This window comes from Mycobacterium lentiflavum (assembly GCF_022374895.2).
GTDB lineage: Bacteria > Actinomycetota > Actinomycetes > Mycobacteriales > Mycobacteriaceae > Mycobacterium > Mycobacterium lentiflavum.
The window spans coordinates 3,061,374-3,088,066 of sequence record NZ_CP092423.2; the positions used below are offsets into that span (position 1 = coordinate 3,061,374).

The 26,693-nt window shown below is 65.4% G+C and carries 25 protein-coding genes and 2 pseudogenes; 14 read left to right on the forward strand and 13 right to left on the reverse strand.

All coding sequences use genetic code 11. The annotated features are described in order from the left end of the window. Positions 1-45: 45 nt before the first annotated feature. A pseudogene (locus MJO58_RS14315) lies at positions 46-152 on the reverse strand (FAD-dependent monooxygenase); the annotation flags it as partial. A 153-nt stretch (positions 153-305) separates the two neighbouring features. Here MJO58_RS14315 and MJO58_RS14320 point away from each other — a divergent pair. Continuing rightward, positions 306-572, forward strand: coding sequence for a hypothetical protein (locus MJO58_RS14320; RefSeq protein ID WP_239719815.1), 267 nt, complete (start codon positions 306-308; stop codon positions 570-572). A gap of 14 nt (positions 573-586) precedes the next feature. Here the strand turns inward: MJO58_RS14320 and MJO58_RS14325 are convergent, their stop codons facing one another. Further along, complete coding sequence (locus tag MJO58_RS14325; protein ID WP_090602538.1) at positions 587-1,033, reverse strand: SRPBCC family protein; 447 nt, start codon at positions 1,031-1,033, stop codon at positions 587-589. Between the two features lie 198 nt (positions 1,034-1,231). On the opposite strand from MJO58_RS14325, the gene MJO58_RS14330 reads away from it, so the two are divergent. Together MJO58_RS14330 and MJO58_RS14335 are read left to right on the forward strand one after the other, a co-directional pair. Next, entirely contained in the window at positions 1,232-2,404 is a 1,173-nt protein-coding gene (locus MJO58_RS14330) for a serine hydrolase domain-containing protein (RefSeq protein WP_090602541.1), read from the forward strand. A gap of 33 nt (positions 2,405-2,437) precedes the next feature. Next, complete coding sequence (locus tag MJO58_RS14335) at positions 2,438-3,529, forward strand: serine hydrolase domain-containing protein (protein ID WP_090602544.1); 1,092 nt, start codon at positions 2,438-2,440, stop codon at positions 3,527-3,529. A 195-nt stretch (positions 3,530-3,724) separates the two neighbouring features. Here the strand turns inward: MJO58_RS14335 and MJO58_RS14340 are convergent, their stop codons facing one another. Then, positions 3,725-4,102 carry a hypothetical protein gene (locus MJO58_RS14340; RefSeq protein ID WP_090602548.1) on the reverse strand — a complete coding sequence of 126 codons (378 nt, stop codon included), beginning with the start codon at positions 4,100-4,102 and terminating at the stop codon, positions 3,725-3,727. A gap of 95 nt (positions 4,103-4,197) precedes the next feature. Here MJO58_RS14340 and MJO58_RS14345 point away from each other — a divergent pair, with 95 nt between their 5' ends. The 4 genes from MJO58_RS14345 (at position 4,198) to MJO58_RS14360 (ending at position 7,992) form a co-directional block, all read left to right on the forward strand. Continuing rightward, entirely contained in the window at positions 4,198-6,027 is a 1,830-nt protein-coding gene (locus MJO58_RS14345) for a fatty acyl-AMP ligase (RefSeq protein ID WP_090602550.1), read from the forward strand. A gap of 40 nt (positions 6,028-6,067) precedes the next feature. Next, entirely contained in the window at positions 6,068-6,724 is a 657-nt protein-coding gene (locus tag MJO58_RS14350; protein ID WP_090602553.1) for a hypothetical protein, read from the forward strand. Positions 6,725-6,837: 113 nt separating this feature from the next. Beyond that, positions 6,838-7,206 carry a SpoIIAA family protein gene (locus tag MJO58_RS14355; protein ID WP_090609045.1) on the forward strand — a complete coding sequence of 123 codons (369 nt, stop codon included), beginning with the start codon at positions 6,838-6,840 and terminating at the stop codon, positions 7,204-7,206. Between the two features lie 33 nt (positions 7,207-7,239). Beyond that, positions 7,240-7,992 (forward strand): YqjF family protein, encoded by a 753-nt coding sequence (locus MJO58_RS14360; protein ID WP_090602556.1) that lies wholly within the window; start codon positions 7,240-7,242, stop codon positions 7,990-7,992. A gap of 18 nt (positions 7,993-8,010) precedes the next feature. Here MJO58_RS14360 and MJO58_RS14365 read toward each other — a convergent pair whose 3' ends face one another. Continuing rightward, complete coding sequence (locus MJO58_RS14365) at positions 8,011-8,778, reverse strand: SDR family oxidoreductase (protein ID WP_090602558.1); 768 nt, start codon at positions 8,776-8,778, stop codon at positions 8,011-8,013. A gap of 58 nt (positions 8,779-8,836) precedes the next feature. Here MJO58_RS14365 and MJO58_RS14370 point away from each other — a divergent pair, with 58 nt between their 5' ends. Next, positions 8,837-9,316, forward strand: coding sequence for a nuclear transport factor 2 family protein (locus MJO58_RS14370; protein ID WP_090602561.1), 480 nt, complete (start codon positions 8,837-8,839; stop codon positions 9,314-9,316). On the opposite strand, the gene MJO58_RS14375 is transcribed toward MJO58_RS14370, so the two are convergent. Beyond that, a complete protein-coding gene (locus MJO58_RS14375) occupies positions 9,313-10,068 on the reverse strand; it encodes a DJ-1/PfpI family protein (RefSeq protein WP_239719817.1) in 756 nt (251 codons plus the stop codon). The two genes, MJO58_RS14370 and MJO58_RS14375, sit on opposite strands and share 4 nt — an antisense overlap. A 29-nt stretch (positions 10,069-10,097) precedes the next feature. Further along, positions 10,098-11,048, reverse strand: coding sequence for a GlxA family transcriptional regulator (locus MJO58_RS14380; RefSeq protein WP_090602566.1), 951 nt, complete (start codon positions 11,046-11,048; stop codon positions 10,098-10,100). 109 nt (positions 11,049-11,157) lie between these two features. On the opposite strand from MJO58_RS14380, the gene tpx reads away from it, so the two are divergent. Beyond that, on the forward strand, positions 11,158-11,655 hold the full coding sequence (gene tpx, locus MJO58_RS14385) for a thiol peroxidase (RefSeq protein ID WP_090602569.1): 498 nt from the start codon (positions 11,158-11,160) through the stop codon (positions 11,653-11,655). A gap of 7 nt (positions 11,656-11,662) precedes the next feature. Here tpx and MJO58_RS14390 read toward each other — a convergent pair whose 3' ends face one another. The 5 genes and pseudogenes from MJO58_RS14390 to MJO58_RS14410 all read right to left on the reverse strand — a co-directional run bounded on the left by MJO58_RS14390 (position 11,663) and on the right by MJO58_RS14410 (position 18,077). After that, complete coding sequence (locus MJO58_RS14390) at positions 11,663-13,297, reverse strand: AMP-binding protein (protein WP_239723281.1); 1,635 nt, start codon at positions 13,295-13,297, stop codon at positions 11,663-11,665. A 27-nt stretch (positions 13,298-13,324) separates the two neighbouring features. Beyond that, positions 13,325-14,797 (reverse strand): annotated as a pseudogene (locus MJO58_RS14395) (long-chain-fatty-acid--CoA ligase); the annotation flags it as partial. A 6-nt stretch (positions 14,798-14,803) separates the two neighbouring features. Then, positions 14,804-15,883 carry an acyl-CoA dehydrogenase family protein gene (locus MJO58_RS14400; RefSeq protein ID WP_239719818.1) on the reverse strand — a complete coding sequence of 360 codons (1,080 nt, stop codon included), beginning with the start codon at positions 15,881-15,883 and terminating at the stop codon, positions 14,804-14,806. A gap of 7 nt (positions 15,884-15,890) precedes the next feature. Further along, a complete protein-coding gene (locus MJO58_RS14405) occupies positions 15,891-17,123 on the reverse strand; it encodes an acyl-CoA dehydrogenase (RefSeq protein WP_239719819.1) in 1,233 nt (410 codons plus the stop codon). Between the two features lie 12 nt (positions 17,124-17,135). After that, on the reverse strand, positions 17,136-18,077 hold the full coding sequence (locus MJO58_RS14410; protein ID WP_090602580.1) for an enoyl-CoA hydratase: 942 nt from the start codon (positions 18,075-18,077) through the stop codon (positions 17,136-17,138). Between the two features lie 221 nt (positions 18,078-18,298). Here MJO58_RS14410 and MJO58_RS14415 point away from each other — a divergent pair, with 221 nt between their 5' ends. Genes MJO58_RS14415 through MJO58_RS14435 form a run of 5 tightly spaced genes read left to right on the forward strand, consistent with a single transcriptional unit; the run spans position 18,299 to position 24,923 of the window. After that, entirely contained in the window at positions 18,299-19,408 is a 1,110-nt protein-coding gene (locus MJO58_RS14415; protein WP_090602582.1) for an LLM class flavin-dependent oxidoreductase, read from the forward strand. A gap of 28 nt (positions 19,409-19,436) precedes the next feature. Beyond that, positions 19,437-21,971, forward strand: a complete 2,535-nt coding sequence (locus MJO58_RS14420; protein WP_239719820.1) for an FAD-binding oxidoreductase — start codon at positions 19,437-19,439, stop codon at positions 21,969-21,971. 22 nt (positions 21,972-21,993) lie between these two features. Beyond that, a complete protein-coding gene (locus tag MJO58_RS14425; protein ID WP_090602588.1) occupies positions 21,994-23,064 on the forward strand; it encodes an alpha/beta fold hydrolase in 1,071 nt (356 codons plus the stop codon). A 15-nt stretch (positions 23,065-23,079) separates the two neighbouring features. After that, a complete protein-coding gene (locus MJO58_RS14430) occupies positions 23,080-24,156 on the forward strand; it encodes a 3,4-dihydroxy-2-butanone-4-phosphate synthase (RefSeq protein WP_090602590.1) in 1,077 nt (358 codons plus the stop codon). Beyond that, positions 24,153-24,923 carry an SDR family oxidoreductase gene (locus MJO58_RS14435; protein WP_090602592.1) on the forward strand — a complete coding sequence of 257 codons (771 nt, stop codon included), beginning with the start codon at positions 24,153-24,155 and terminating at the stop codon, positions 24,921-24,923. Before MJO58_RS14430 ends, MJO58_RS14435 begins: the two co-directional genes overlap by 4 nt. 11 nt (positions 24,924-24,934) lie before the next feature. Here MJO58_RS14435 and MJO58_RS14440 read toward each other — a convergent pair whose 3' ends face one another. Further along, a complete protein-coding gene (locus MJO58_RS14440; protein ID WP_239719821.1) occupies positions 24,935-26,128 on the reverse strand; it encodes a TetR/AcrR family transcriptional regulator in 1,194 nt (397 codons plus the stop codon). A gap of 55 nt (positions 26,129-26,183) precedes the next feature. Further along, a complete protein-coding gene (locus tag MJO58_RS14445) occupies positions 26,184-26,576 on the reverse strand; it encodes a limonene-1,2-epoxide hydrolase family protein (protein WP_090602597.1) in 393 nt (130 codons plus the stop codon). Between the last annotated feature and the right edge of the window lie 117 nt (positions 26,577-26,693).

A 26,693-nucleotide genomic window follows, 5' to 3' on the forward strand; every position in this document is an offset into this window, starting at 1 on the left:
GACCACCGCGTGAGTGCCCGGCGAAGTTCCGCGGCACCGCATCGGGTTAGGGCCGGGCATCGGGTCCAGCACCACCGGACGGATCCCGTTCAATGCCAGTTCGCTGGCCAGCATCAGCCCGTTGGGACCGCCCCGGCGATGACGACGTCAATCCCTTAGGCCAGCTTAATAGTTGGGTGTGGTCCGACACGCCCGGCGCAACTGACAGCGCCGGTTTTCATAGTGCGGCGCTAGCCGCTTCCCAGTTGAGAGCTAAGAACGCGGCGCATACCTGGAGCATGAGCACCCCTCGTCAGAAGCAGTTCATGCGGATCGTCTCGGCCGGCGTCGCGGGCATCGCGATACTGGCCTTCCTCGACGCGGCCCCTGTCGAGGCCACCACCGACATGTTCGGCCACGTGCGCTTCGCCGCCGACGACAACGACGACGCGCAACTACAACAGCAACTGGCCCAGCAGCAGTTGCTGTTGTCCGAGCAGCAGGCCGAGCAACAAAACGAAGCGGCACAGCAGCAGTTTGAACAAGACATGCAGCAAGCACAGCTGACCGAACAGCAGGCCAACAACCCCTAGCCCGCGCCGCTAGATCAGCGCTCGGCCGCCTTCACCAGCCGATCCGCGAGAAGCTTCACCGCACCGCCCAGCGCCGCGCGCGTCGCAGGCCCGGTACCGCGAATTCTCTCGACGAACGATCCCGACCAGCGGATGTCGGTACCGCCGGCCGCGTTGGGCGTCAAGACCACCTCGCCCAGGTAATCCTTTGCCGGAGACGGCCCGACCAACTTGTAAACCTGCCGGCGATCCTGCTCGTACTCGACGATCTCCTCGCGCGCCAGGATCGGAGGCACACCGATCTGACGAATCGCGCCGACCCCGCCCGGCGCCGGATCACCTTGGCGCGCCCAGCTCGAGCGCAGCACCACCGGCTTGGCCCAGCTCGACCAATTGGCGCCGTCCGCCAACAGCCCGAACACCGTTGCGGCAGGCGCGCTACAGGTCCGATTGACCTCGAACGAAAACTTGCGACCCGACATAGCCGCGTACCCTACCGCCACCGCGATGGACACCGGCGCCGCGGTGCGGACCTGGGCCGGCGCGGGCCTCGAGGCCGGTGAAATCCGGCACACACCGGCGGCCGCACGTGCATACTCACCGTGTGCGGCGGTTACCGCCGACCGCGGCCGGACACCGGGCGGGCAGTCCAATGCGCGATGGAAAGCTTTGGTGGACAGATGATTTCGAGCGGACCTTCTGGCTTCGCCGGGCGTGGCGTCGCGTGGCCATCCCATCGGAACACGCGAATATCGCTGGTGTTGTGCGCGGTCGTGTTATCGCTCAGCGGCTGCGACAAGGTTACTGTCACCCCCGCGTCGAAAGCGCCCACCTCTACCAGCAGCGCCGCCGTCACCCCCAACGACAACCCGCTGGCCAAGGCCAACAGTCAGCGGGTGCTCGACGACGCGGTCAACGCCACGACACCGGGCTGCTCGGCCGCGGTGGGTTCCAAGGGCACCGTGGTGTGGACCGGAGTGCGCGGCATCGCCGACACGGCGACCGGCGACAAGATCACCCCTGACACCGTGTTCGATATCGGCTCGGTGTCCAAGCAGTTCACCGCCGCCGCCGCCCTGTTGCTCGTTGATGCCGGAAAGCTGACCCTCAACGACACGCTCGCCCAGCACCTGCCGGAATTCCCCAAGTGGGCCGCCACCATCACGATCACCCAGTTGATCCACCAAACCAGCGGTATCCCCGAATACGAAGGGCTGCTGGCAAAGCAGGGGTTCGCGGTCAGCGACCGGACCACGCAGGAGCAAGCGCTGCAGGCCGTGGCGGCGGTGCCGAAGCTGAATTACCAGCCGGGCAGCCAATTCCGGTACTCCGACTCCAACTATTTGTTGCTCGGCGAGATCGTGCACCGGGTGTCGGGACAGCCGCTGCCGCAGTTTCTCAGCACGGAAATCTTTGGCCCGCTCGGCCTGGGGATGGTGATGGATCCCGTCGGCGGGGTTCCGCACAAGGCCGTCTCCTATGCCGGCGGTAGCGACGGATACCGGATGACCACTTCCGCGTGGGAACAAATCGGCGACGGCGCGGTCCAAGCCTCGCCCAGCCAGCTGGTTCAGTGGGGTGACAATTACCGGACCGGTCGCGTGGGTGGGCCCAAGCTGCTGGAGGCGCAGCTGGCCGGGGCGGTGGAGATCGGGCCCGGCATCCCTGTGCACTACGGCGCCGGGATCTACATCAAGGCCGACGGCACGCTCGACCACGACGGCGCCTCGCCCGGCTTCGTCACGGCATTCCGCGTCAGCAAGGATCGGCAGACGTCCATCGCCGTCAGTTGCAACACCGATGACCAGATCCCGGAAGCCCTGACCGACTCGTTGGCGAAGCTCTGGATGTAGTGGATTGCGTGCAGAGACGCCATCATTCACCGTATGGCGAAACGGCCGGCGCTCCTTCTCGCAATCGCGTTGTTGCTCGGCGCCTGCAGCAGCACTCAGCCGGCCGCGCCGAAAACCAGCTCGGCGGAACCGGCTAACGCTAAGGCCGCGAAGCTGGCCAGCCAGAAGGTCCTGAACGATGCGATCGACGAAGGCGCTCCCGGGTGCTCGGCCGCGGTGGGTGTCAGGGGCCAGGTCATCTGGACCGGGGTGCGCGGCCTGGCCGATGTGGCGGCCGAGGCCCCGCTGACGTCGGAGACGCTGTTCGATATCGCGTCGGTGTCCAAGCAGTTCACCGCCTCGGCGCTGCTGTTGCTCGTCGACGCCGGCAGGCTGACGCTCGACGACCCGCTGTCCCAGCATCTGCCCGAGCTGCCGGCCTGGGCGGGGACCGTCAACGTCGGACAACTGATGCACCAGACCAGCGGCATCCCCGACTACGTCGGACTGCTCGAGGCGCAGGGGTATCAGTTCGGCGACCGCACCACCCAGGATCAGGCGGTGCGGGCGGTGGCCGCCATGCCGAAGCTGACGTTCGCGCCCGGCTCCCAGTTTGAATACTCGAACTCCAATTACCTGCTGCTCGGCGAGATTGTCCGCCGGGTGGCGCGGGAACCGTTGCCGCAGTTCCTCGCCGAACAGATCTTCCATCCGCTCGGCTTGGCCATGGTCCTGGATCCGACCGGACCGATTCCCGGCAAGGCCGTCGGGTACGAAGCGGACAGCGACGACTATCACGCCACCACAACCGGCTGGGAACAGGTCGGCGACGGCGGCATCCAGACCACGCCCACCCAACTGGTCTACTGGGCCGACAATTACCGTACCGGCCGGGTGGGCGGCACCGCATTGCTCGACGCGCAACTGAAGGGCGCAGTGCCGACCGATCCGGGCGGTGGTGACCGCTACGGCGCGGGAATCTTCCTGCTGGCCAACGGCACACTCGATCACGACGGCGAATGGGGGGGATTCGTGACTGCGTTTCGGGTGAGCAAGGACCGCACGACGTCCGTCGCGGTCAGCTGCAACACCGACGAGCAGGACCCCGAAGCCCTGGCCGGTGCGATCGCGAAACTCTGGATGTAGCTGACTACCAACATGTTTCGCCAACGTCAGCCGGTTACCCCGGTGACCGTACGGCCGTCTTCGAGTACGAAGATTGGTCGGGGCCATCGGCGCGGGCAAGGCGGCAACCAATCTATCGCGCTGCTGTGCACGCGTCGCTCTCGTTGAACAGTGGAAACGCCTAGGTAACTCTAGATTGGTTGGCGCCGCGTGGCCTTAAATGAACTCGTAGACAAAGACAACGACGATTGCCACCGCCAGCAGAATCAGGCTCACCACGATGACGGCGCGAACACCACGAGACTGGCGATGGAACCAGTGCTGCACTTGGGAAAAGCGCCAATCCGTCCAGGCGTAGGCGCGCGCAGCCCACAGCGCTTCAACCGCGAGCAAGCGAAAAGCGACCAGCAGCGCGGGGATCCCGACTTCGGGGAGCAACACAATCAGCGGAATCGAGGCGATGAGCAACACGCCGCCCAGGACGGCGAGGCTCACCCGAACCGGCAGCGCCTTGGCCCGCCACCGAGCGCGATAAGCGAGCACTCGGGCCAGTGCGCCGGCGCGCGTCTCGGGGTGCTGCTCGGCAGAGTCCACGGTTGCTCCTCAAGGCCCCCGCGGCGGTGTCGACTCGCACTCTAGCCGACGGCCGGATCCGAAGCGCGGTGTCGCGGCGCACCTAGACTGCGGATATGGATGACGGTTCCCGACAGGACTCCGTGGCTCCAAAAGGCCTGCTACGAATAGAAGATTGCCTGGACGCCGACGGCGAGATCTCGTTGCCCCCGGGGACCACACTGATTTCTCTGATCGAGCGCAACATCCGAAATGTGGGTGATTCCATCGCGTACCGCTACCTGGACTACGCCCGCGCAGCAGGCCACGCCCTGGAAGTGACCTGGGCCCAATTGGGTGTCCGGTTGGAAGCCATCGCCGGACGCATCCAGCAGTTCGCGGGTAATAGCGACCGGGTGGCGGTTCTGGCGCCGCAGGGCATCGACTACGTCGCCGGCTTCTACGCCGCAATCAAGGCGGGAACCATCGCGGTGCCATTGTTCGCGCCCGAGCTCCCGGGCCACGCCGAGCGCCTCGAGACGGCGCTGCGCGATTCCGAGCCGACCGTGGTGCTGACGACCGCGGCGGCGAAAGACGCGGTCGAAGAATTCCTGACCCAGTGCGCCCAGCTGCGCCAACCGCACGTCGTGGTCATCGATCAGATCCCCGACTCGGCGGGGGAGGCGTTCGTCCCCGTAGAGCTGGACATCGACCGGGTTTCCCACCTGCAGTACACCTCCGGTTCGACCCGGCCGCCGGTCGGCGTCGAGATCACCCACCGGGCCGTGGGCACCAACCTGACGCAAATGATTCTGTCGATCGATCTGTTGAACCGGAACACCCACGGGGTGAGCTGGCTGCCGCTCTACCACGATATGGGGCTGTCGATGATCGGCTTTCCCGCGGTGTACGGCGGGCATTCCACGTTGATGTCGCCGACCGCGTTTGTGCGCCGGCCGCAGCGATGGATCCAGGCGTTGGCCGCGGGGTCGAGGGAAGGCAATGTGGTCACCGCCGCACCCAACTTCGCCTACGAGTGGACGGCACAGCGCGGCCTGCCTGCGGCCGGCGACGACGTCGACCTGAGCAATGTCGTGCTGATCATCGGCTCCGAGCCGGTCAGCATCGAGGCGATCGCGACGTTCAACAAGACTTTCGCGCCGTACGGGTTGCCGCACACCGCATTCAAGCCCTCGTACGGCATCGCCGAGGCGACGCTGTTGATCTCCACGATCGAGCCGGCCGCCGAGGCGAAGGTTGTCTACCTCGACCGCGAACAGCTGGGCGCGGGTAGCGCGGTGCGCGTCGGCGCGGATGCGCCCGGCGCGGTGGCCCACGTATCGTGCGGTCGGCCGGCTCGTAGCCTGCGGGCGGCGATCGTCGACCCCGAAACCGCCGACGAACTGCCCGACGGCATGGTCGGCGAAGTCTGGTTGCAGGGCGCCAACGTGGGCCGCGGCTATTGGCGACGCCCCGAAGAAACCCAGCGGACATTCCACGCGCACCTGCAATCGCGGCTGGCCGAAGGCAGCCGTGCGGAAGGGTCGGCGGCGGATAGCTCGTGGCTGCGAACCGGCGACTTGGCCGTGTATGTGGACGGCGAGCTCTATGTCGCCGGCCGCATCGCGGACCTGGTGGTCGTCGACGGCCGCAACCACTACCCGCAGGACATCGAGGCCACCGCCGCCGAGGCGTCACCGATGGTGCGACGCGGCTACGTGACGGCCTTCTCGCTGCCGGACGACGGTGGCGTGGTGATCATTGCCGAGCGCGCGGCGGGCACGAGTCGCGACGATCCGCAACCGGCGATCGAGGCGATAAAGGCCGCGGTATCGCACCGCCATGGCCTGGCCGTTTCCGACGTGCGCTTGTTGCCCGCCGGCGCCATTCCCCGCACCACCAGTGGAAAGCTGGCCCGCCTGGCCTGCCGCGCTCAATACCTCGGTGGCGCACTGGGCTCGCGTTGACAACTCGGCCGCACAAAGCTCCCGGTGGCATCCTGGCCACATGGGTCTGATCATCCGGCTGGCGGAGCTCCTCATTCTGCTGCTGCCGCTGGTGGGCCTGGCCATCGGCGCGCTGCGGGCCTTCGGCGCGAACAAGCGGCGAGCCTCCGATGCGCCAGCGCCCCCGGCGCCGCCGCCCGAACCCAACGCCATCAGTCAAGCCGCGCAATGGCGCTCGCTGCGACGGATCCTCGACGAGCACCATCGCACCGACACCCGCTGGCTGGAGTACGAACTCGACTTCGCCAAGCTGCTCGACTTCCCGCTGATGACGGATCTGCGCGATCCGCTGACCGTCGCTTTTCACAAGGCCAAGCTGCGCGCGGACCTGTTGCGGCCCGTCAAGGCCGAGGATCTGCTCGACGACCGCGAATCCGCCGCGCGCTATCAAGTCGCCGTCGAGGATTACGTGACCGCGTTCAACGTCGCCGAGGCCGAAGCAATACGCAGACGCCGCAACGACTTCTCACGCGATGAACAACAGCGCATCACCCGCGCCCAGCGCCTGTTGCGGATGGCTTCCGACGCCGCCGCCGCGCCGCAGGAGCGGCAAAGCGCCTATGAGTCGGCCCGCAAAGAACTCGACGGGCTGATCGTGTTGCCCGCCACCACACAGGCCAGCATCGAGCGTGGAATCTCCGGCGAGATCGAGGGATAGAGCCTTTTTAGGAGCTTCGTGATGCCTTTGTGCCCTTATCGGCACCTGTCGGCGCGCGGCATCATGACGGCATCGCCGTCCTCGGCGACGAACCGATCATCAAGGAGCCCAACATGATCGAATACGATTTGGACAAAGAGCATTCCATCTTGGAGGTGCGGCCGAAGGCCGCGCTCGACAAGCAAGATTTCGTCGAACTCGCGCAAGCGGTTGATCCCCTGATCGAGGCCCAGGGCGACCTTGCCGGCCTGATTGTCAATGCGGCGTCGTTCCCGGGTTGGGACAGTTTTGGGTCGATGGTCACCCACCTGCGCTTCGTTCGGGACCATCACCGGCACGTCAAGAAAATCGGAGTGGTGACCGACTCGCACCTGGGAGATATCGCCGAGCATCTGGCCTCGCATTTCGTGTCGGCCGAGATCCGGCATTTTCCAGCCGGACAGCTCGAGCAAGCGCGGCAGTGGATCATCGACGGCTCCTGAAGCGTTGAGTCGTGGGCGTGTCACGATGATGAGATGACCGCGACCGGGCAACCTGATGAGCCGCTCGCCGGTTACCCGGTCACACCGCCACCGCTGCCTGGCCCGGTCACCTTCGACCAGCAGTGGAGCGACCTGACGTTCGTGCACTGGCCGGTCGATCCCGACGGCGTCGCGCACCTGTACCCACCGGGGACGAGGCCGGACGTCTTCGCCGACGGGCTGACCTACGTTGCGTTGGTCCCGTTCATGATGGCGAGCACGAAAGTCGGTACCGCGCTGCGGCTTCCGTACTTCGGCCGGTTCCTGGAGACCAACGTCCGGCTGTATTCGATCGACGACGCCGGCCGGCACGGTGTCCTGTTCCGGTCGCTGGAAACCGCTCGCCTGGCCGTCGTACCCGTCACCCGGATCGGCCTCGGCGTCCCCTACACCTGGGCCAAAATGCGGCTGACGCGCGACGGCGACCACATCACCTACGGCAGCGTGCGCCGCTGGCCGCGCCGCGGCCTGTGCAGCCGGCTGACCGTCGCCCTGGGGGACGTGGTGGAGCCGACGCCGCTGGAGGTCTGGCTCACCGCTCGCTGGGGCGCCCACACGCGCCGGGCCGGCCGGACGTGGTGGGTGCCCAACGAGCACGGACCGTGGCCGTTGCGCGCGGCGCACATCGTCGAGCTGAGCGACGAGCTGGTCGACGCCAGTGCGGTGCGTCCGGCCGGCGATCGACTGCGCGGCCTGTATTCGCCGGGTGTGCGAACCCGCTTCGGCCGCCCCTGCCTGGTTCAGTGAGTTCTCACGGGATGGTTCTCACGGGATGGTGTAGCCGCCGTCGATCACGACGTCCGAACCGGTCATGTAGCTGGACGCGTCGCTGGCCAGGTAGACGTAGAGGCCGACGAGTTCCTCCGGCCGGCCGATGCGGCCAAGCGGAATCTTGGGCTCCCACAGCCGGTGATACTCCGCCATCGGTTCGACGAGCTCGGTGAGGATGTAGCCCGGGCTGACGCTGTTCACCCGGATGTTGTGCGGCGCGAGCTCGACGGCCAGCGCTTTGGTCAGGTGGATGACCGCGGCCTTGGAGGTGCAGTAGTGGCCCGCCTGCTGCGGGACGTTGATGATGTGGCCGGACATCGAGGCGGTGGTGATGATGGCGCCGCCGCGGCCCTGGCCGACCATCGCGCGGGCCGCCGCCTGCGCGGTGAGGAATACGCCGTTCACATTCGTGTCCTGGATGGCCTGGAATTCGTCCGGCGACATGTCCAGCATCGCCTTCAGATTGATGATCCCGGCATTGCAGACGGCAATGTCGATGCCGCCCATCTCCGCAATCACCTGGTCGACCATTCGGTTCACCTGATCGGGTTGGGTCACGTCGCAGGTGATCGGCACGACCTTGTCACCGGCCGCGGCGAGCTCGGCGGCGACCTTCGTCAAGACCTCGGTATGGCGTGCCGCAATGGCCACTTGTGCACCGGCTTGCAAATAGGCCTCGGCCACTTTTTTGCCGATACCGGTGGACGCCCCGGTCACCAGGGCCGTCCTGCCGCGCAGGTCAAACAAGTCCAACACGCTCATTCGATATCCCTATCCAGACGAGCCCCGTAAAACCAGAACACGTTCTAGTGTGTCCGCTATGGGCAACTTCAGCAGGGCCGAAATCGAGCAAGCCGTCGAGCACTACACAACCGTGGCCGAAGAGTGCAGCGCCTCCGGCGACTGGGCTCCATTTGCGGATTTATTCACTGAGGACGTTGTCTACATCGAACACCACTACGGCGTCTTTCACGGCCGCGAGGCGGTGCGGGACTGGATCGTCGCCGTCATGGCGCCGTTCCCGCACATGCGCTTTCCCAGCGACTGGATTGCCTACGACGAGGACAATGACGCCGTCGTCATCATGATCAAGAATCTGCTCGACCACCCGACCGACCCGAACGGTGAACCGTTCTGGTTCCCGAACTGGACTCGATTGGTCTACGCCGGCAACGGCCTGTTCTCCAGCGAGGAGGACATCTACAACCCCAACCGCGATGCGCCTGGTGCCGTCGCGGCGTGGATGGAAGCGGGCGGGCAGTTCGCGTCAACCGAGTTCCTGCAACCCAACGCGCACTAGGCCTTCGGAGAAACCGCGGCAAGATCCGGCTGTCGCTTGCGGCGGCGTGACCGGACCGCCGCCAGCGCCTGATCCCAGGCAATCATCGTCGTCGCCGTGAGGTTGGCCGGCTTGGCACTGTCTTTCGAGAGCAGGGCAGCGGCAGCGGCTTTCGTGGTTGCCGACGCCTTCGACAGGTGACCGGAGTCGAACGGTGGCTGCGGGTCGTATTCGATCGCGAGCTGGATCGCCTTGGCGCGGCGCTGGCCCCCGATCTCGGCGGCCAGCCGGAACGCGAGGTCCAATCCCGCGGATACGCCGGCACTGGTGATGACGTTGTCCTGGCGCACGACCCGCTCGTCGCTGACCGGGATCGCGCCGAATCCCTTCAGCAGCGGGATCGCCAGCCAATGCGACGTCGCCCGCCGACCCTCGAGCAGGCCGGCCGCGGCCAGGATCACCGAGCCCGAGCATACCGACGCCGTCCAGCTCGCGTTTCGATGCGCCGAGCGCAGCCAGTCCAGCAGCACCCCGTCGCGGGCGTGCACCGGAGTCGACGGGCCACCGGGCACGAGAATGACGTCGGGCGAAGGGGTTTCGGCCAGCGAATGCGTGGCCCCGATGACCAGTACCCCGGAGTCGGCGGTGATCGGCCCGGATTCGTGCCAGACGAACCGCACCTCGGCACCCGGCAGATTGCGCAGCACTTCGTACGGTCCGATCATGTCCAGCGCGGTGAATCCGGGGCAAGCCACGAAGGCGATCTGGGTCATCGGTGCGGTCCTCTCCGATCAGGATTCAACTAGGCAAACGTCTTGCGGTACTGGTCCGGAGAAACACCGATACGACGAATGAAGTTGCGCCGCATGGTTTCCGCGGTGCCAAAGCCGCATCGGGCCGCGATCGCGACCACGGTGTCGTCGGTCTCTTCCAACTGCCGGCGCGCGGCTTCGGTGCGGACCCGTTCGACGTAGTGGCCGGGCGCCTCGCCGACCTCGTCGGTGAACACCCGAGTGAAATGCCGCGGGCTCATCGTCGCCCGGCGCGCCAGATCACCGATGCTGTGCGGGGCTCCCGGCTGCGCCTCGATGGCCTCCTGCACCTCGCGGATGCAGACGCGTTTGGCGCGCGGCACCCATACCGGCGCCGCGAATTGCGTCTGCCCGCCGGGGCGGCGCAGATACAGCACCATCCAACGGGCGACGGTCTGCGCGGTCTCGGTTCCGTGGTCGTCCTCGACGAGGGACAGCGCGAGATCGATACCCGAGGCGACACCCGCGGCCGTCCACACCACCTCGGAGCTTCGCACGAAGATCGGATCGGGATCGACGTCGATGGCGGGGAACTCACCGGCCAGCCGCTCGGCGAAGGCCCAGTGGGTGGTGGCGCGGCAGCCGTCGAGCAGCCCGGCCTCGGCGGCGAGGAAGGCGCCCGTGCAGACGGTCACGACGCGGCGCGCGTGGCCCGCCGCGGCTTTGATCCAGGCCACCAGGTCCGCGTCTTGCCGAGCGGCGTCGACGCCGCCGCCGCCGGGCAGCACGACCGTGTCGATCTGGTCGTCGGGGTCGGGCAGCGGGGCGCCGACGAACGCGAGGCCGCTCGGGGTGGTGATCGGCCGGCCCTGCACCGAGGCCAGGACGACGTCGTAGCCGCCGTCGGTCAGCAGCGCTGCGCCGGTGAACACGTCGTAGGGCCCGACGACGTCGAGCGCCTGCACACCCGGAAAGCCGACGATGACGACCTTGCGAACCATGGATTCAGTGTTGGCCGAACCAGGGTATGTCGTCTAGGCCTAGTACCCCACGAATCAGGACATCGGACCTGATCCCGGGCCGCTCGACCGGCCTTGGCAGACTGTTCCCATGGCACAGATAACTCTGCGAGGAAACGCGATCAACACTGTCGGCGAGCTTCCTGCCGTCGGATCTAAAGCTCCAGCCTTTAATTTGACCGGCGCCGATCTGGGTGTGGTCAGCAGCGACCAGTTCAGCGGTAAGTCCGTGCTGCTGAACATCTTTCCGTCGGTGGACACTCCGGTGTGCGCGACCAGCGTGCGGAAATTCAACGAGCGTGCCGCCGGCGGCGGTGCGACCGTGGTGAATGTGTCCAAGGACCTGCCGTTCGCGCAGAAGCGGTTCTGCGGCGCAGAAGGCATCGAGAACGTCACCACGGCCTCGGCATTCCGGGACAGCTTCGGCGAGGACTATGGCATCACGATCGCCGATGGTCCGATGGCCGGACTGCTCGGCCGGGCCGTCGTGGTGATCGGCGCCGACGGCAACGTCGCCTACGCACAACTGGTGCCCGAGATCGCCGAGGAGCCCGATTACGACGCGGCGCTGGCAGCGCTGGGCGCCTAGCCTCGGGTCATAGTCCCAGTAGCCGGACCGCTTCGGCCCGCATATCGACCTTGCGAACCTTCCCGGTGACTGTCATCGGGAACTCGTCGACGATGTGGATGTAGCGGGGGATCTTGTAGTGCGCGAGTTTCCCGGCGCAGAAGGCCCGCACGGCTTCGGCGTCTAACGGGGGGCGGTCTGGCCGCATCTTGATCCAGGCACAGATCTCCTCGCCGTACTTGGCGTCGGGAACACCGACGACTTGCGCGTCGTCGACGTCGGGGTGGGTGTGCAGGAAGTCCTCGATCTCGCGCGGATACACGTTCTCGCCGCCGCGGATAACGACGTCCTTGATGCGCCCGACGATCGCGCAGTAGCCGTCGTCGGCCATCACCGCGAGATCGCCGGTGTGCATCCAGCCGTCGCGATCGATCACCTCGCGGGTCTTGCCGTCATCGTGCCAGTAGCCGAGCATCACCGAGTAGCCGCGAGTGCACAGCTCGCCCGGCTGACCCCGCTTGACGATCTCACCGCTGCTCGCGTCGATGACCTTGATCTCGACGTGCGGATGAACGCGGCCGACGGTTTCCGTTCGGTGGGCGAGGTCGTCGTCGATCCGGGTCTGACAGGACACCGGGGACGTCTCGGTCATTCCGTAGGCGATCGACAGCTCCGACAGGTGCAGTTCGTCGACGCAGCGCCGCATCACCTCGACCGAGCACGTCGCGCCGGCCATGATGCCAGTCCGCAATGACGACACGTCGCGGCGGCCGAGGTCGGGGTGGCCGAGGATCGCGATGAACATCGTGGGCACGCCGTAGAGTCCCGTGCACCGCTCGGTTTCGATCGCGTCCAGCGTCGCGGCGGGATCGAACCCGGGCGCCGGAATCACCATGGTGGCCGCGTGCGTGGTGCAGCCCAGGTTGCCCATCACCATGCCGAAGCAGTGGTAAAAGGGCACCGGGATGCACAGCCGGTCCCCGGGCCGAAGTCCGATGCATTCGGTGACGAAGTACCCGTTGTTGAGGATGTTGCGGTGCGACAGGACCGCCCCCTTGGGGGAACCCGTTGTGCCCGAGGTGTATTGGATGTTGATCGGATCCCGGGGTTTCAGTCCGGCCAGCCGGCAACCCAATTGGTCGCCGGTTACCGCAGCGGCTCGCAGTCGCAACCGCTCCCAGTCCTCGGTACCCAGGAACACGACATCCGACAATTCGGGGAGTTCGGCGCGTATCTCGGCGATCATGCTCCGGTAGTTGGAGGTTTTGAACGTCGTCGCGGACACCAGCAGCCGTGTCCCCGAATCGCGCAGCACATGCGACAACTCGTACGTACGGTACGCGGGATTAACCGAGACGAGGATCGCGCCGACCTTTGCCGTGGCGTACTGAAGGATGGTCCATTCCGGGCAGTTGGGCGACCATATTCCTACCCTGTCCCCAGTCTGAATGCCCACCGCCATCAATGCGCGGGCCACACAATCGATCTCGGCGTTGAGTTCGGCATAGGTCCACCGCCGCCCGCCGGCCACGTCGACAAGCGCCTCGGAGTCCGGATGGCTGCGCACGGTGCGCTCGAAGTTCGCCCCGATCGTCTCTTCCAGCAGGGGAGTGTCGACCGGACCGGCGTCGTGGGAGTCCGCGGCGCTGTACCGGAGTCGCAGCTCGTTTTTGAGCACCTTGCCGTTGGCGTTGCGCGGCAAGGCTTCCACAACCGCGACCCGGCGCGGCCGTTTGTAGGCAGCAAGATGCACGCGGCAGTGCGTCTCGATTTCGTCGTCGGTCGGCGGATTCGCGGGGTCGCGCGGGACGATCACTGCGACCGGGATCTCGCCCCATTTCGGGTCGGGCGCTCCGATGACCGCGACCTCGGCGACCTTGTCGTGCGCTGCCACGACGTTCTCCACCTCGGCGCTGTAGATGTTCTCTCCGCCCGAGATGATCATGTCTTTCCTGCGGTCGACGACATAAATGTAGCCCTCGCCGTCCTGGCGGACCAGATCGCCGGAATGAAACCAACCGCCCCGAAAGGCCTCGGCGGTCTCGATCGGCCGGTTCCAGTACTCCTTCATCAGCAGCGGCCCGAGGTACACGATCTCGCCGACTTCGCCCCGCGCAACGTCGTTCATCTCGTCGTCGACGATGCGGACCTCGACGCCCAGCATCGGGGTGCCCACCGACCCGATCTTGCGGATCGCGTCGTCGCCGCGCAGCAGGCACGTGATCGGGCTGCACTCGGTCTGACCGAATGCGGCGATCACCTCGGCGCGCGGAAAGGTCTCGAACATGGTGCGCAGCAATGTGGTTGACGCGGGCGCCGCGCCCCACCACACCCGACGCAGCCGGTCGAGGTCGCAGGACCGAAGGTCGGGCAGCGCACATACGAGCTGCCATTGGGCCGGCGTCATCCAGCACGACGTGACTCGCTCGGCGGCGATCATCCGCATGGTGGCCTCGGGGTCGAAGCCGCCCGATGGCGGGACGACGACGGTGCCGCCGGTCAGGAACGTCGGCAACATCCCCGAGACTCCGGCGACATGGAACAGCGGCGCATGCGCCATCCAGCAGTTGTCGTCCGCACCGAGACCCAGGGTGGCGATCACACTCACCGCGTGCAAGTACAGGTTGCGGTGGCTGATCACCGCGCCCTTCGGAAAACCCGTCGTACCCGAGGTGTACATGATGAACGCGGACGCCTCGTCCGCGACTGCGACTTCGACCGCACGGCCCTCTGCCGCAGCGATCAGGTCGTCCAGGTGGTCGCCGATCGTCAGAACGGTCCGCACCGACGGTGCGTTGGTGTGCGCCCGCGCGACGGCCGGTGCGCACGCCGAGTCCACGACCACCACGACGGAGCCACTGTCAGCGAGCACATACGCGATCTCGTCAGCGACCAGACGGAAGTTGACCGGCACTGCCACGGCGCCCAGGCGCAGCGTTGCAAGCCAGACTTCCACTAGCTCAAGACAATTCAAGCCGACCACGGCGACGCGGTCGCCCGGCGCAACCCCGTTCGCCGACAACACATTCGCCAGCCGGGTCGTCCGATCGTCGAGTTGCGCGAAGGTACACCGCCGGCGCGAATCGACCAGCGCGAGGTTGTCGGGCCGCACCCGGGCGTGGCGAGCCAGCACGTCGCTGAGCGTGATGCCGGTGTCAGCCACGGATTCCTACAGGCCCGCACGGTCGGCGAGCAGCGCCCGGTTCCGGGTGCTGCTGCCGAACAGTGCCTCGGTGCTCTTGGCCCGGCGGAAGTACAGGTGCAGATCGTGTTCCCACGTGAAGGCGATGCCGCCGTGGACTTGGATGGCGGTCCCGGCGCACAACACATAGGTATCCGCGGCCTGGGCCTTCACCAGCGGCGCCGCGACCTGCAGCTCATTTCCGAGGGCAGCGCTCATCGCGGCGAACATCACCGCCGCGCGGGTCGCATCGATCTCGATCAGCATCTCGGCGCACGCGTGCTTGACCGCCTGAAACGACCCGATGGGACGGTCGAATTGCTCTCGACTGCGGGCATATCCGACCGCAAGCTCGAGACACGCCTCGGCGCCGCCGAGCATCTCGGCGGCCAGCAGCACCCGAGCCACGTCCAGCACCCGTTCGACGTCGTCGGTGGAGCCCGCCGACAAGGTATCGGCCGGAGCCTGCGCCAGCCGCAGCGTCGCGACGGGGCGGGTGATGTCGAAGGAGGGCAGGCCGACGACCCCGACCCCGGGCGAGTCCGCGCTGACGACATGCAGACGCACCACACCGTCATCGGCCAGCGCCGGCACCACAAAGACAGTGGCGAGCCCGCCGTGCAATACCGGGGTGCACTCGCCGGTGAGCACGACCCGACTGCCGTGGCGCTGCGCGTGTACCGTCGCCGCCGACGCGTCGGTCACCCGGTGGCCGCCCGCCGCGAACGCGCCGATCTGATCGCCGGAAAGCAGGCCGGGCAGCAGGCTTTTGCGTTGCTCGTCATCACCCAGCCGGAGAATCGCCTCGATCGCGAACGTCGTAGCGGCGAAGGGAACCGGAGTCAGCGTGCGTCCCAATTCAGCGAACGCGATGGCGGTTTCGACGACGGTGGCGCCGGTGCCGCCATATTCGAGCGGTGTGTGCAGCGCCGGCAGCTCCAGCTCGGTGCACAGCCGTTTCCAGAGCCGGCCGTCGTAGGTCGCTTCTCGGATGCGGGTGTGCTCGCGAAGGAAGCCACGCAGCGACGCGCAGAAGTCGTCTTGTTCGGTGCTGTAGCGAAAGTCCATTCAGGTTTCAACCCTGCCTGGCTTCCGGACGTGGTTCCTTCGGGAGCCCGAGTAGCCGCTCGCCGATCAGATTGCGTTGTATTTGCGAACTGCCGGCATAGATCGTGGCGGCCCGAGAGTAGAGCAACTCATCCATCCAGCAGGCGGGGGAGTTGGGCGTGCCCGCTTCCGGGACTAGGCGCGCCCCACCGTTTCCGGGCCCGACCGGGCCGAGCGCGTCCAGTTCCAGGATTTCGGCGGCGAGATCGGTGTAGCGCCGGAAGTATTCGCTCCAAATGACTTTGGTGATCGCGGCCTCGGCACCGGGCAACCGCCCGTTCAGCGACAAAGTGAGGCCACGGTAACCGCGGTACCGCATGATCTGAATCCGGGAAAGGCACCACGCCAACTCATCTCGGATATGCGGGTCGGTGTTCATTCCACGTTCGCGCGCAAGTGCGCACAGCCGCTCGAAGTCGCGACCAAAATCGATGGCCGCGGTGGTGAGTTGCGAACTGCGTTCAAACCCGAGCGCCGTCATCGCGGTTGGCCATCCGTTACCCACCCCGCCCACTACGTTGGCGGATCCGGTGCGGGCATCGGTGAAGAAGACTTCGCTGAACGATGAGTGTCCCGCCGCGTTGACGATCGGGCGAACCTCGACGCCGGTTTGTTCCATCGGCACCAGCAAGAAGGAGAGCCCTTTGTGCTTGGGCACGTCGGGATTCGTCCGCACCAACACGAAGATCCAGTTAGCGGTGAGACCGGCCGACGTCCAGATCTTCTGACCGTTGATCAACCACTCATCGCCGTCGAGCACGGCTCGGGTCCGAACCGATGCCAGATCCGAGCCGGCGTCGGGCTCTGAGAATCCCTGGCACCAGCGATCTTCGCCGCTGAGGATGCGTGGCAGAAAATGCTGCTTTTGCGCCTCGGATCCCAACGCGATCAGTGTATTGCCCAGCAAATCAATACCCAGCAGGTCGTTTTCGGCACGCTCGGGCGCACCGGCCCGGGCAAGCTCTTCGGCGAGCACCACCTGTTCGATGGGCGAGAGACCGCCCCCGCCGTATTCCGTCGGCCAGGACACGGCAACCAGGCCGCTGGCCGAAAGCGCGCGCCGCCAGCGCAACTCGAATGCCTCGCGCTCGGCCGGTGACAACGCGCCGGCTCCCGACCAGCCGGCCGGGAGGTGTTCAGCCAGTAATGCACGAATCCGGTACCGGAATGCTTCGGCTTCGGGCGGGTAAGTGATGTCCATTGCGGGCCTGAATCACGGCCGTTGTTTGGATGCGGGCAGGATCTCCGGCGCGGCACGCCAGTCGTCGAGTCCGTACTCGACCGTTCCGTACGACAGCTTCCCGCCGGTGACTTCACCCCAGTGGGCGTGGTTGAGCTGGTGGATCTTGAAGCAGCCGTCGAGTGCGGTGGTGAAGCCCATGGCATCGACCGTCTGGTTCACCGATTCCTTGATCAGCAGTGCGGCCACGGTGGGGACCTTTGCGATGCGGCGGGCGAATTCGATTGTGTTGGTGCTCAATTCGCTTGTCGCAAAAACCTTGCTGACCATTCCCAGCGAGTGCGCTTCGTCGGCGCCGATGCAGTCGCCAGTGAGCAGCAGCTCCTTCGATTTGCGCGGCCCAAACTCCCATGGGTGGCCGAAATACTCGACGCCACACATGCCCAGGCGCGTGCCGACGACGTCGGCGAACACGGCGTCCTCACTTGCGACGATCAGATCGCAGCACCAGGCCAACATCAGGCCCGCGGACAGCACCGTGCCGTGGACCTGCGCGATGGTGATCTTGCGGAGATTCCGCCACCGCTTGGTATTTTCGAAGTAGTAGTGCCACTCCTGACGATTGCGCGACTCCACGCCGCCAAACGTTCCTCCGTTGCATTGGTAGCTGGGGTGTTGACCCGGGCCCGGTGCGCGTTCACGGACATCGTCAGCGGATCCAAGATCGTGGCCGGCGGAGAAGGCGGGGCCCGCTCCCCGCAGGATCACGACCCGGACCGTGTCGTCAGCCTCGGCGAGCTCGAAGGCGGCACCCAACTCGACGAGCATTCCGCGCGTCTGCGCGTTGCGCTGTTTCGGGCGATTCAGGGTGATCGCCGCGATTCGACCCTCGTCGAGCGTCTCGTATCCGATGAAGTCGAATTGCGACTCGGAACTCTTCCGGCGATCGACCGAATGGAGTCCGTTGACGTTCATGGCGGCTCCTTTTGCTGCCTACTTCCCCCTGAACGGGTGACCTGTGCGAGGTTACGCGGCACTCCCGCAAGATGTCCATAGCCAATACGCGCATATCTGGACATCGTCTGGGTAAATTACCAAGCAAATTGGCTCTTGTAAGTGACGAAGTATCTTGCTAGTACTGTGGTATACCTAGAGCACCAGCTTCGCGGCCCACGAGAATCGAGAAGGGTTGACCCATGGAGATCGGAATATTCCTGATGCCGGCCCACCCACCGGAGCGTTCGCTGTACGACGCCACCCAATGGGACCTCGACATGATCGAGCTGGCCGATCAACTTGGGTACGTCGAAGCGTGGGTCGGCGAACACTTCACGGTGCCCTGGGAGCCGATCTGCGCCCCCGACCTGCTGTTGGCGCAGGCACTGCTGCGGACGAAGTCCATCAAGCTCGCGCCCGGCGCACATCTGCTGCCATATCACCACCCGGTCGAATTGGCCCATCGGGTGGCCTATTTCGATCATCTTGCTCAGGGCCGATTCATGTTGGGCGTCGGAGCAAGTGGAATTCCGGGCGACTGGGCACTGTATGACGTCGATGGCAAGAACGGCGAGCATCGCGAGATGACTCGTGAAGCGCTCGAAATCATGTTGCGCATCTGGACCGAAGACCAGCCCTGGGAACATCGCGGAAAGTACTGGAACGCCAACGGGATCGCCCCGATGTTCGAGGGCCTGATGAAGCGTCATATCAAGCCCTTCCAGAAGCCGCATCCCCCGATCGGGGTTACCGGGTTCAGCGCGGGCTCCGAGACACTCAAGCTTGCCGGCGAGCGCGGCTACCTACCGATGAGTCTCGACCTCAACACCGAATACGTCGCCACACATTGGGACGCAGTGCTAGAAGGCGCGGCGCGCAGTGGCCGGACTCCAGATCGCCGTGATTGGCGGTTGGTCCGTGAGGTTTTCGTCGCCGAGACCGACGAGCAGGCCTTCCGTTACGCCGTCGACGGCACGATGGGGCGCAACATGCGCGAATACGTGCTGCCGACATTCCGCATGTTCGGCATGACCAAGTTCTACAAACACAACCCGTCGGTGCCCGACGAGGACGTGACGCCGGAATACCTCGCCGAGAACACCTTCGTGGTCGGCTCCGTGGAGACGGTGGTCGACAAACTCGAGGCCACCTACGACCAGGTGGGCGGGTTCGGGCACCTCCTGGTGCTCGGATTCGACTATGTCGAGAACCCGGGCCCCTGGAAAGAGTCCCTGAGGCTGCTAGCTGAAGAAGTCATGCCCAAACTGAACGCCCGCATCGCCAAGAAACCCCTCGCCGCGATCGTCTAGCGGTCGCCGCCCGAAAGAGAGCAAAGCAATGGCGGATCGCGAAGTAACCATTGGGTACTCGGACGGAACATGCAAGACGATGCCGGTGCGGGAGGACCAGACGGTCCTTGACGCCGCCGAAGAACACGGCGTAGCGATCGTCAGCGAATGCCAAAGCGGAATCTGTGGCACGTGTGTGGCCAGCTGCACCTGGGGCCAGTACGAGATGGGCCGCACCGAGGGCCTTTCCGATGTGGAGCGCGATGCACGAAAGATCCTGACCTGTCAGACTTTTGCCACTTCAGATTGCCGGATCGAACTGCAGTATCCGGCCGACGACAACGCGGCGCGCCTGGTCGCGTGTGACGCAGTGGTGACCGCGGTCGACGTGCTGTCACCCAGCACCGCGGTGTTGCGGGTGCAGGTCTCGTCCAGGACGGGCGCACTCGACTACCAGGCGGGTCAGTTCGCCCAACTGCGGGTGCCGGGCACCAACACGTGGCGCAACTACTCCTACGCACATCCCGCCGACGGCAGCGGTCAGCTCGAATTCATCATCCGACTGCTGCCGGACGGAGTGATGTCGAACTACCTGCGCGATCGCGCGCAGCCCGGTGACCGTATCGCGCTGCGGTGCAGCAAGGGCAGCTTCGGTCTGCGCCCCGTGGTGCGGCCGGTGATCCTGGTCGCCGGCGGCACGGGTTTGTCGGCGATCCTGGCGATGGCCGAGAGCCTGAGTGCCGAAACGGCCCACCCCGTCTACCTGCTCTACGGAGTAACGTCCAGCGAAGACCTGTGCAAGCTCGACGAACTCAAGGCGCTGCGAGACCGGGTGACGGCGGTGGAAGTGCACGTCATCGTCGCGCGCCCGAGCCCTGAATGGCAAGGGCCGATCGGCCTGGTCACGGATCTCCTGGACGAGCGGATGCTGTCCGGAGGTGACGCCGACGTGTATCTGTGCGGCCCGGCTCCGATGGTCGAAGCAACCCGAACATGGTTGGACAACAACGGTTTTCATCGTGTGGGGCTCTACTACGAAAAGTTCGTCCCCAGTGGGGCAGCGCGGCGGCGCAATCCGGTTCACCTCGACCCGACAAGCATCGACATTGCCGAGGTCCGCCGTCGCGGCCGCGGGACCGCGGTAGTCATCGGCGGCAGCATCGCGGGCATAGCCGCCGCGAAGGTACTCAGTGAGACCTTTGATCGGGTCATCGTTCTGGAAGCCGACGATCCGCACCGTCGGCGAGAGGGCAGGCCGGGCGCGGCACAGGGCTGGCACCTGCACCACTTGCTGACCGCCGGTCAGATCGAGTTGGAGCGCTTCTTTCCCGGCATCGTCGACGACATGGTGCGTGAGGGTGCGTTCAAGGTTGACATGGCGGCCCAGTACCGAATCCGGTTGGGCGGAAGCTGGAAGAAGCCCGGCACCAGTGACATTGAGATCGTCTGTGCCGGAAGGCCGTTGCTAGAGTGGTGCGTACGACGCCGCCTCGACGGCGAGCCGAAGATCGACTTCCGCTACGAGTCCGAGGTGGACGACCTCGTATTCGACCGCGCGAACAACGCCATCGTCGGAGTTGCCGTCAGTAAAGACGGTGAATTCGAGGTGGTGCCGGCCGAATTCGTCGTCGACGCATCGGGCAAGAACACCCGCGTGCCGGAATTCTTGGATCGCATCGGCATCGGAGCGCCGGAGGTCGAACAGGACATCATCAACTGCTTCTATTCGACGATGCAGCACCGCGTTCCGCCGGAGCGGCAATGGCAGGACAAGGTCATGGTGATCTGCTACGCGTATCGTCCCTTCGAGGACACCTACGCCGCGCAGTACTACACCGACAGCTCACGCACCATCCTTTCGACATCCCTGGTCGCCTACAACTGTTACTCGCCGCCGCGCACCGCCCGGGAGTTTCGCGAATTCGCCGATCTGATGCCCTCGCCGGTGGTGGGCGAAAACATCGACGGGTTGGAACCGGCATCTGCGATATACAACTTCCGCTATCCGAACATGCTCTGGTTGCACTACGAGAAGAAGCGCCATCTGCCGCGCGCGCTAGTCGCCGTCGGGGACGCCTACACCAGCGCCGATCCGGTATCCGGCTTAGGTATGAGCTTGGCGCTAAAGGAAGTTCGGGAAATGCAGCTGCTGCTGGCCAAATACGGCGCGGAACACCAAGACCTGCCGCGCCGCTACTACAAGTCGATCGCGAAGATGGCCCACACCGCCTGGTTCGTGATCCGCGAACAGAATCTGCGCTTCGACTGGATGAAAGACGTCGACAAGAAGCGTCCGTTCTATTTCCGCATCCTCACCTGGTATATGGATCGTCTGACGGAATTGGTGCACGACGATCTCGACGCGTACCGCGAATTCTTGGCCGTGCTGCATCTCGTCAAGCCCCCGCTGGCGCTGATGACACCCCGGATGGCGAGTCGGGTCATCGGTAAGTGGGCGCGGACGCGGTTGTCGGGGCAGAAAACGCTGATCGCCCGCAACTACGAAAATCGCACCGTACCAGCAATCGATGACGCAAACTCGCTCGTAGCCGTAGGTAGTTCGGCACCGGGCCACACCCGATAGATCCTCGACAAGAAAGGCGAAGATGTCGCAGGTTCACCGTTTCTTGGACTGCCGAGGCACCCGGATTCATGCCGTCGAAGACGGCCCCCCCAGCCCAGAAGGTCCGTTGGTTGTGTTGCTGCACGGTTTTCCGGAGTCCTGGTACTCGTGGCGTCATCAGATTCCCGCACTGGCCGGCGCAGGGTACCGGGTGGTGGCAATCGATCAGCGCGGCTACGGACGTTCGTCGAAGTACCGCGTGCAATCGGCCTACCGCATCAAGGAATTGGTCGGCGACGTGCTCGGCGTCGTCGACGCTTACGGTGCCGACAAAGCCATCGTGATAGGTCATGACTGGGGTGCGCCCGTCGCGTGGACGTTCGCCTGGCTGCATCCGGACAGGTGCGCCGGCGTGGTCGGGATCAGCGTTCCGTTCGCGGGCCGCGGCGTGATTGGCTTGCCGGGCAGCCCCTTCGGTGAGCACCGTCCCAATGACTACCACGTCGAGCTCGCGGGCGAAGGCCGGGTTTGGTACCAGGACTACTTCTCCGCGCAGGACGGGATCATCGCCGAGATCGAAGAGGATGTGCGTGGCTGGCTGATCGGGTTGACCTATACGGTCTCCGGCGAAGGGATGATCGCGGCCACCAAAGCAGCGGTCGACGCGGGCGTCGACCTGGCATCGATGGATCCCATCGACGTGATCCGCGCCGGCCCGCTCTGTATGGCCGAAGGCGCACGGCTCAAGGACGCCTTCAGCTACCCGGAATCGATGCCGGATTGGCTCACCGACGCCGATGTCGATTTCTACGCGGGCGAGTTCGAGCGTTCGGGCTTCGGTGGCCCGCTGAGCTTCTATCACAACATCGACAACGACTGGCACGACCTGGCCGATCAGGAAGGTGAGCCGCTGACGCCGCCCGCGTTGTTCATCGGTGGCCAGTACGACGTCGGCACCGCCTGGGGCGCCGAGGCCGTCGACCGCGCACCCGAAGTGATGCCGAATTATCGTGGGACCCACATGATTGCCGATGTCGGGCACTGGATTCAGCAGGAGGCGCCGGAGGAGACCAACCGGCTGCTGCTCGATTTCCTTGGCGGGCTGAGTAAGTAGGTAGGTGGACTCTCGATGAAAACCACCGATGTGCGGGTGCTACGCGCGATCACCGCGATGGCGACCGGCCAACCCGTTGTCGTCAACGATGATTCGGGCGGCGACGGCTACCTTGTCTTTGCCGCCGACGCCGCAACCCCTGCGCTGCTGGCCTTCATGATTCGCCATACCTCCGGCTATGTGCGCGTCGCACTGCCGGGTTCGGAATGCGAGCGGCTGAACCTCCCGCCGATGTGCCACCGGAGCACGGCGCTCTGCGTGTCGGTCGACGTTCGCGGGACGGGCACGGGAATCTCGGCAAGCGATCGTGCGCGCACCATCGCCGCGCTGGCATCCGCCGTATCCGAGGCTTCGGATTTCCTGCGCCCCGGACACGTGGTCCCACTGCAAGCCGGCACGGACGGGGTGCTCGTCCGGCCCCGGCCCGCCGAGGCAGCCGTCGACCTTGCGAGCTTGGCGGGCCGGCGGCGCGCTGCCGCGCTGTGCGAAATCGTCTCGCGGCGCCATCCCGCGCTGATGGCGTCCGGCGTCGAGCTGACCGAATTTGCCGTCGAACATGGGCTGCCGATCGTGTCGATCGGTGAGCTGGTGGCGTATCGGCGCCGGACCGAACCTCAGGTGATTCGGCTGACGCAAACCGTCCTGCCCACCTGGGCGGGCGAATCGCGGGTTATCGGCTTCCGCGACGCACACGACAGTGGCGAGCATCTGGCGATGATCATCGGCTCGGCCGGCCCCGGAGTGCCTGTGCCGCTTCATGTTCACGTCGAGTGCCTGACCGGGGATGTGTTCGGCTCGAAGGTGTGCGGATGCGGCCGGGAACTCAATGGTGCGCTGGCGCGGATGTCCGCCCAGGGAAGCGGTGTGGTTGTGTACCTGCGTCCATCCGGACGGCCGCGGGCCTGTGGCCTGTTCGCCCGCAACGACGCCGCCCATGGTGACCCGATGCCAGAGACCGTCGCGTGGATCTTGCGCGATCTGGGCTTGTACGCCCTCAAACTCTCCGACGACATGCCAGGATTTGGCCTGGTGATGTTCGGGGCGATTCGTGAGGACGGCATCGGAACTCATACGTTGGCGGCGGCGGGTTGAGCCATCCAGACCTGGCCGGTAAGGCCGCGATCGTCACCGGCGCGGGAGCCGGCATCGGACTCGCGGTGGCGCAGCGACTCGTCGCCGAGGGGTGTGGCGTGCTGTGCGCGGACATCGATGGCGGCGCCGCCGATACCGCCGCGACCAAGATCGGTTCTGGCGCAATCGGTTATCAGGTCGATGTCAGCGACGAGCAACAGGTCAGCGGTATGGTCGACGCCTGCGTCGAATCGTTCGGCGGCGTGGACAAGTTAGTCGCCAATGCCGGTGTCGTTCATTTCGCCCCCCTGATCGAGACGCGGGTCGAAGATTTCGATCGTGTCATCGCGATCAATCTGCGCGGCGCATGGCTGTGCACCAAACATGCGGCGCCGCGAATGATCCAGCGGGGCGGGGGAGCCATCGTCAACATGTCCTCACTTGCCGGCCACATCGGCGTGGGCGGCAGCGCGGCGTACGGTGTGTCCAAGGCCGGCATCAGCCACCTCAGCCGCGTCACCGCCGCGGAACTCCGTGCGTCCAATATCCGCGCCAACGCGCTGTTGCCGGCATTCGTTGATACCCCGATGCAGCAGATAGCGATGACGATGTTCGACGAGACACTCGGAGACGGCGGCGCGCGCGAGCTGATTTCCCGCTTGCAGGGGCGGATGGCCGCACCCGAGGAGATGGCCAGCATCGTGGCGTTCCTGTTGTCCGATGATGCATCGATGATCACCGGAACCACGCAGATCGCCGACGGCGGAACCATCGCCGCGCTGTGGTGAACCGTCGCGATTCAGGACCGGCTGGTCAGGATGGACAAGGCAATCGCGGTGAGTTCGTCCGCGACTCCGACGTATCGCGTGAGATGCCATGTGCGAGCGACGTCTTCGATAAAGCTGATCGCCGCCGCCACCAGCAGCCGCCCCTCGACGAGGGTGGTCTCGGGGACCAGCTCGGTGATCAGCTCGATCCAGACGGCTTCGCGGTCGGCCTGATTTCTCAGATATCCGTCGCGCACCTCGCCAGAGGCGTACGAGATTTCGGTGATCGCAACGGCAACAAGGTCGGGAGCATCCAGGCTGATCCGCACGTGCCCCTGCACCATTCTCTGAAGACGCTGCGCTGCTTCAGAATTCGCGTGGATAGCACGGATACACTCGAGGCTCCGCCACTCGTCGAGGCGGCGGATGAGCGCATCCAAGATGGCCTGTTTCGATGAGAAGGACCGATACAGGCCAGGACCGGCGATCCCGGCGCCCTTGCCGATTTCACTGGTGCTGACGGCCGGATATCCCTGCGCGCGGAACAGTCGCGCACCGGCGGCGAGCAAGGTCTCGTAGCGCGAGAACAGCACCCCGTCCTCGTCCCGCGCGGCCTCTAGCGGTGTCAACTCCGCGACGGGAGGCGTCTTGGCCGCAGCCATACATGCTTGGTACAGGCGCTCTTTGAGTTGATCGGCCGGAAGCGTGAGGTTGTGCCTGCCTAGGCCGGTCAGCGTGCTCGCGACCGCCCACGCGCGCAGCTCCGCGTGCAGCGGGCTCAGGCCGGGCACCTCCAGGACCACGTTGTCGCGCATTCCGGCAACGATCGTGTTGATCCGGCGACGCACCTGTGCCCGGTCGGCCTCGTTGAGGTAACGGGCCTCGCGCTGCCACAACACGGTCAGGGACCGCGATGCCACGGCCGCGGCGATGTGGTCGGGCAGATCGGCGCTGAGCGGCCGCGGTGACGGCTCGGCCTCACCGGCGGTCAGGCGACGCGCGATCTGATACTGATCCTGACCGGTCCGGATCGCCTCGGCGAGCAACGCCTGCTTGCTGTCGTAGTGGCGATACAACGCGCGCGCGGTGACTCCCGCCGCCTCGGCGATGTCCTCTAACTTGACCGAATGGAAGCCGCGTTCGATGAACAGCCCGACGGCCTGGTCCAAAATCTGCTGCTTTCGGTCTTTCGGGCGGCGCCTAACGGGCTGGGAGACGGTCTCCATCGACTCCGACCCCCTTCGTGCGCGTTCGAATTATCAATCCTGCCAGATGCATCGGCTACAGCTTCATTCCGCTCTGCCGCTCGAAGTCCGCGAGATCAAAGTAGTCACTGAAGCGGGCGATCTTGCCGTTCTTGACCTCGAACACGCCGGTCACCGGGAGTATGACTTTGCGGCCGTCGTTCATCGTGAAGTAGTCGATGCGTTCGGCGAGCACCAGACCCGGCTCGGCGGCCAGGCTGAGGACGTCCAGCTTGGCATCCGAGAACGCGTCCAGAAACGCCTGGAAAACCGCACGGATACCGTCGATGCCCTCGATCGGATCGACAGGCACATTGTGGTAGACCGCGTCGTCGGCAAAACCGGCGCAGATGCTGTCCAAGCTGCGCCCCTGCCAGGACCCGAGAAAGTCTCGGACGAGCTTCTCGCTGGCTTCCTTGGTATCGGTCATCCGAACGGATCCTCCTCAGCGCATTACCGCCAAAATACATTATTTGGAATGTATAAGCGATAGCAGTGTCATTCACCCGATATCGCACTACTAGATGCGATATCGGTGATGGACATA

What these genes read in the sequence shown, in the direction of transcription:
- MJO58_RS14320 (WP_239719815.1), top strand. Translation starts at nt 306, where the DNA reads ATGCGGATCGTCTCGGCCGGCGTCGCGGGCATCGCGATACTGGCCTTC.
- MJO58_RS14325 (WP_090602538.1), bottom strand. Translation starts at nt 1,033, where the DNA reads ATGTCGGGTCGCAAGTTTTCGTTCGAGGTCAATCGGACCTGTAGCGCG.
- MJO58_RS14330 (WP_090602541.1), top strand. Translation starts at nt 1,232, where the DNA reads ATGATTTCGAGCGGACCTTCTGGCTTCGCCGGGCGTGGCGTCGCGTGG.
- MJO58_RS14335 (WP_090602544.1), top strand. Translation starts at nt 2,438, where the DNA reads ATGGCGAAACGGCCGGCGCTCCTTCTCGCAATCGCGTTGTTGCTCGGC.
- MJO58_RS14345 (WP_090602550.1), top strand. Translation starts at nt 4,198, where the DNA reads ATGGATGACGGTTCCCGACAGGACTCCGTGGCTCCAAAAGGCCTGCTA.
- MJO58_RS14350 (WP_090602553.1), top strand. Translation starts at nt 6,068, where the DNA reads ATGGGTCTGATCATCCGGCTGGCGGAGCTCCTCATTCTGCTGCTGCCG.
- MJO58_RS14355 (WP_090609045.1), top strand. Translation starts at nt 6,838, where the DNA reads ATGATCGAATACGATTTGGACAAAGAGCATTCCATCTTGGAGGTGCGG.
- MJO58_RS14360 (WP_090602556.1), top strand. Translation starts at nt 7,240, where the DNA reads ATGACCGCGACCGGGCAACCTGATGAGCCGCTCGCCGGTTACCCGGTC.
- MJO58_RS14365 (WP_090602558.1), bottom strand. Translation starts at nt 8,778, where the DNA reads ATGAGCGTGTTGGACTTGTTTGACCTGCGCGGCAGGACGGCCCTGGTG.
- MJO58_RS14370 (WP_090602561.1), top strand. Translation starts at nt 8,837, where the DNA reads ATGGGCAACTTCAGCAGGGCCGAAATCGAGCAAGCCGTCGAGCACTAC.
- MJO58_RS14375 (WP_239719817.1), bottom strand. Translation starts at nt 10,068, where the DNA reads ATGACCCAGATCGCCTTCGTGGCTTGCCCCGGATTCACCGCGCTGGAC.
- MJO58_RS14380 (WP_090602566.1), bottom strand. Translation starts at nt 11,048, where the DNA reads ATGGTTCGCAAGGTCGTCATCGTCGGCTTTCCGGGTGTGCAGGCGCTC.
- tpx (WP_090602569.1), top strand. Translation starts at nt 11,158, where the DNA reads ATGGCACAGATAACTCTGCGAGGAAACGCGATCAACACTGTCGGCGAG.
- MJO58_RS14400 (WP_239719818.1), bottom strand. Translation starts at nt 15,883, where the DNA reads ATGGACTTTCGCTACAGCACCGAACAAGACGACTTCTGCGCGTCGCTG.
- MJO58_RS14405 (WP_239719819.1), bottom strand. Translation starts at nt 17,123, where the DNA reads ATGGACATCACTTACCCGCCCGAAGCCGAAGCATTCCGGTACCGGATT.
- MJO58_RS14410 (WP_090602580.1), bottom strand. Translation starts at nt 18,077, where the DNA reads ATGAACGTCAACGGACTCCATTCGGTCGATCGCCGGAAGAGTTCCGAG.
- MJO58_RS14415 (WP_090602582.1), top strand. Translation starts at nt 18,299, where the DNA reads ATGGAGATCGGAATATTCCTGATGCCGGCCCACCCACCGGAGCGTTCG.
- MJO58_RS14420 (WP_239719820.1), top strand. Translation starts at nt 19,437, where the DNA reads ATGGCGGATCGCGAAGTAACCATTGGGTACTCGGACGGAACATGCAAG.
- MJO58_RS14425 (WP_090602588.1), top strand. Translation starts at nt 21,994, where the DNA reads ATGTCGCAGGTTCACCGTTTCTTGGACTGCCGAGGCACCCGGATTCAT.
- MJO58_RS14430 (WP_090602590.1), top strand. Translation starts at nt 23,080, where the DNA reads ATGAAAACCACCGATGTGCGGGTGCTACGCGCGATCACCGCGATGGCG.
- MJO58_RS14440 (WP_239719821.1), bottom strand. Translation starts at nt 26,128, where the DNA reads ATGGAGACCGTCTCCCAGCCCGTTAGGCGCCGCCCGAAAGACCGAAAG.
- MJO58_RS14445 (WP_090602597.1), bottom strand. Translation starts at nt 26,576, where the DNA reads ATGACCGATACCAAGGAAGCCAGCGAGAAGCTCGTCCGAGACTTTCTC.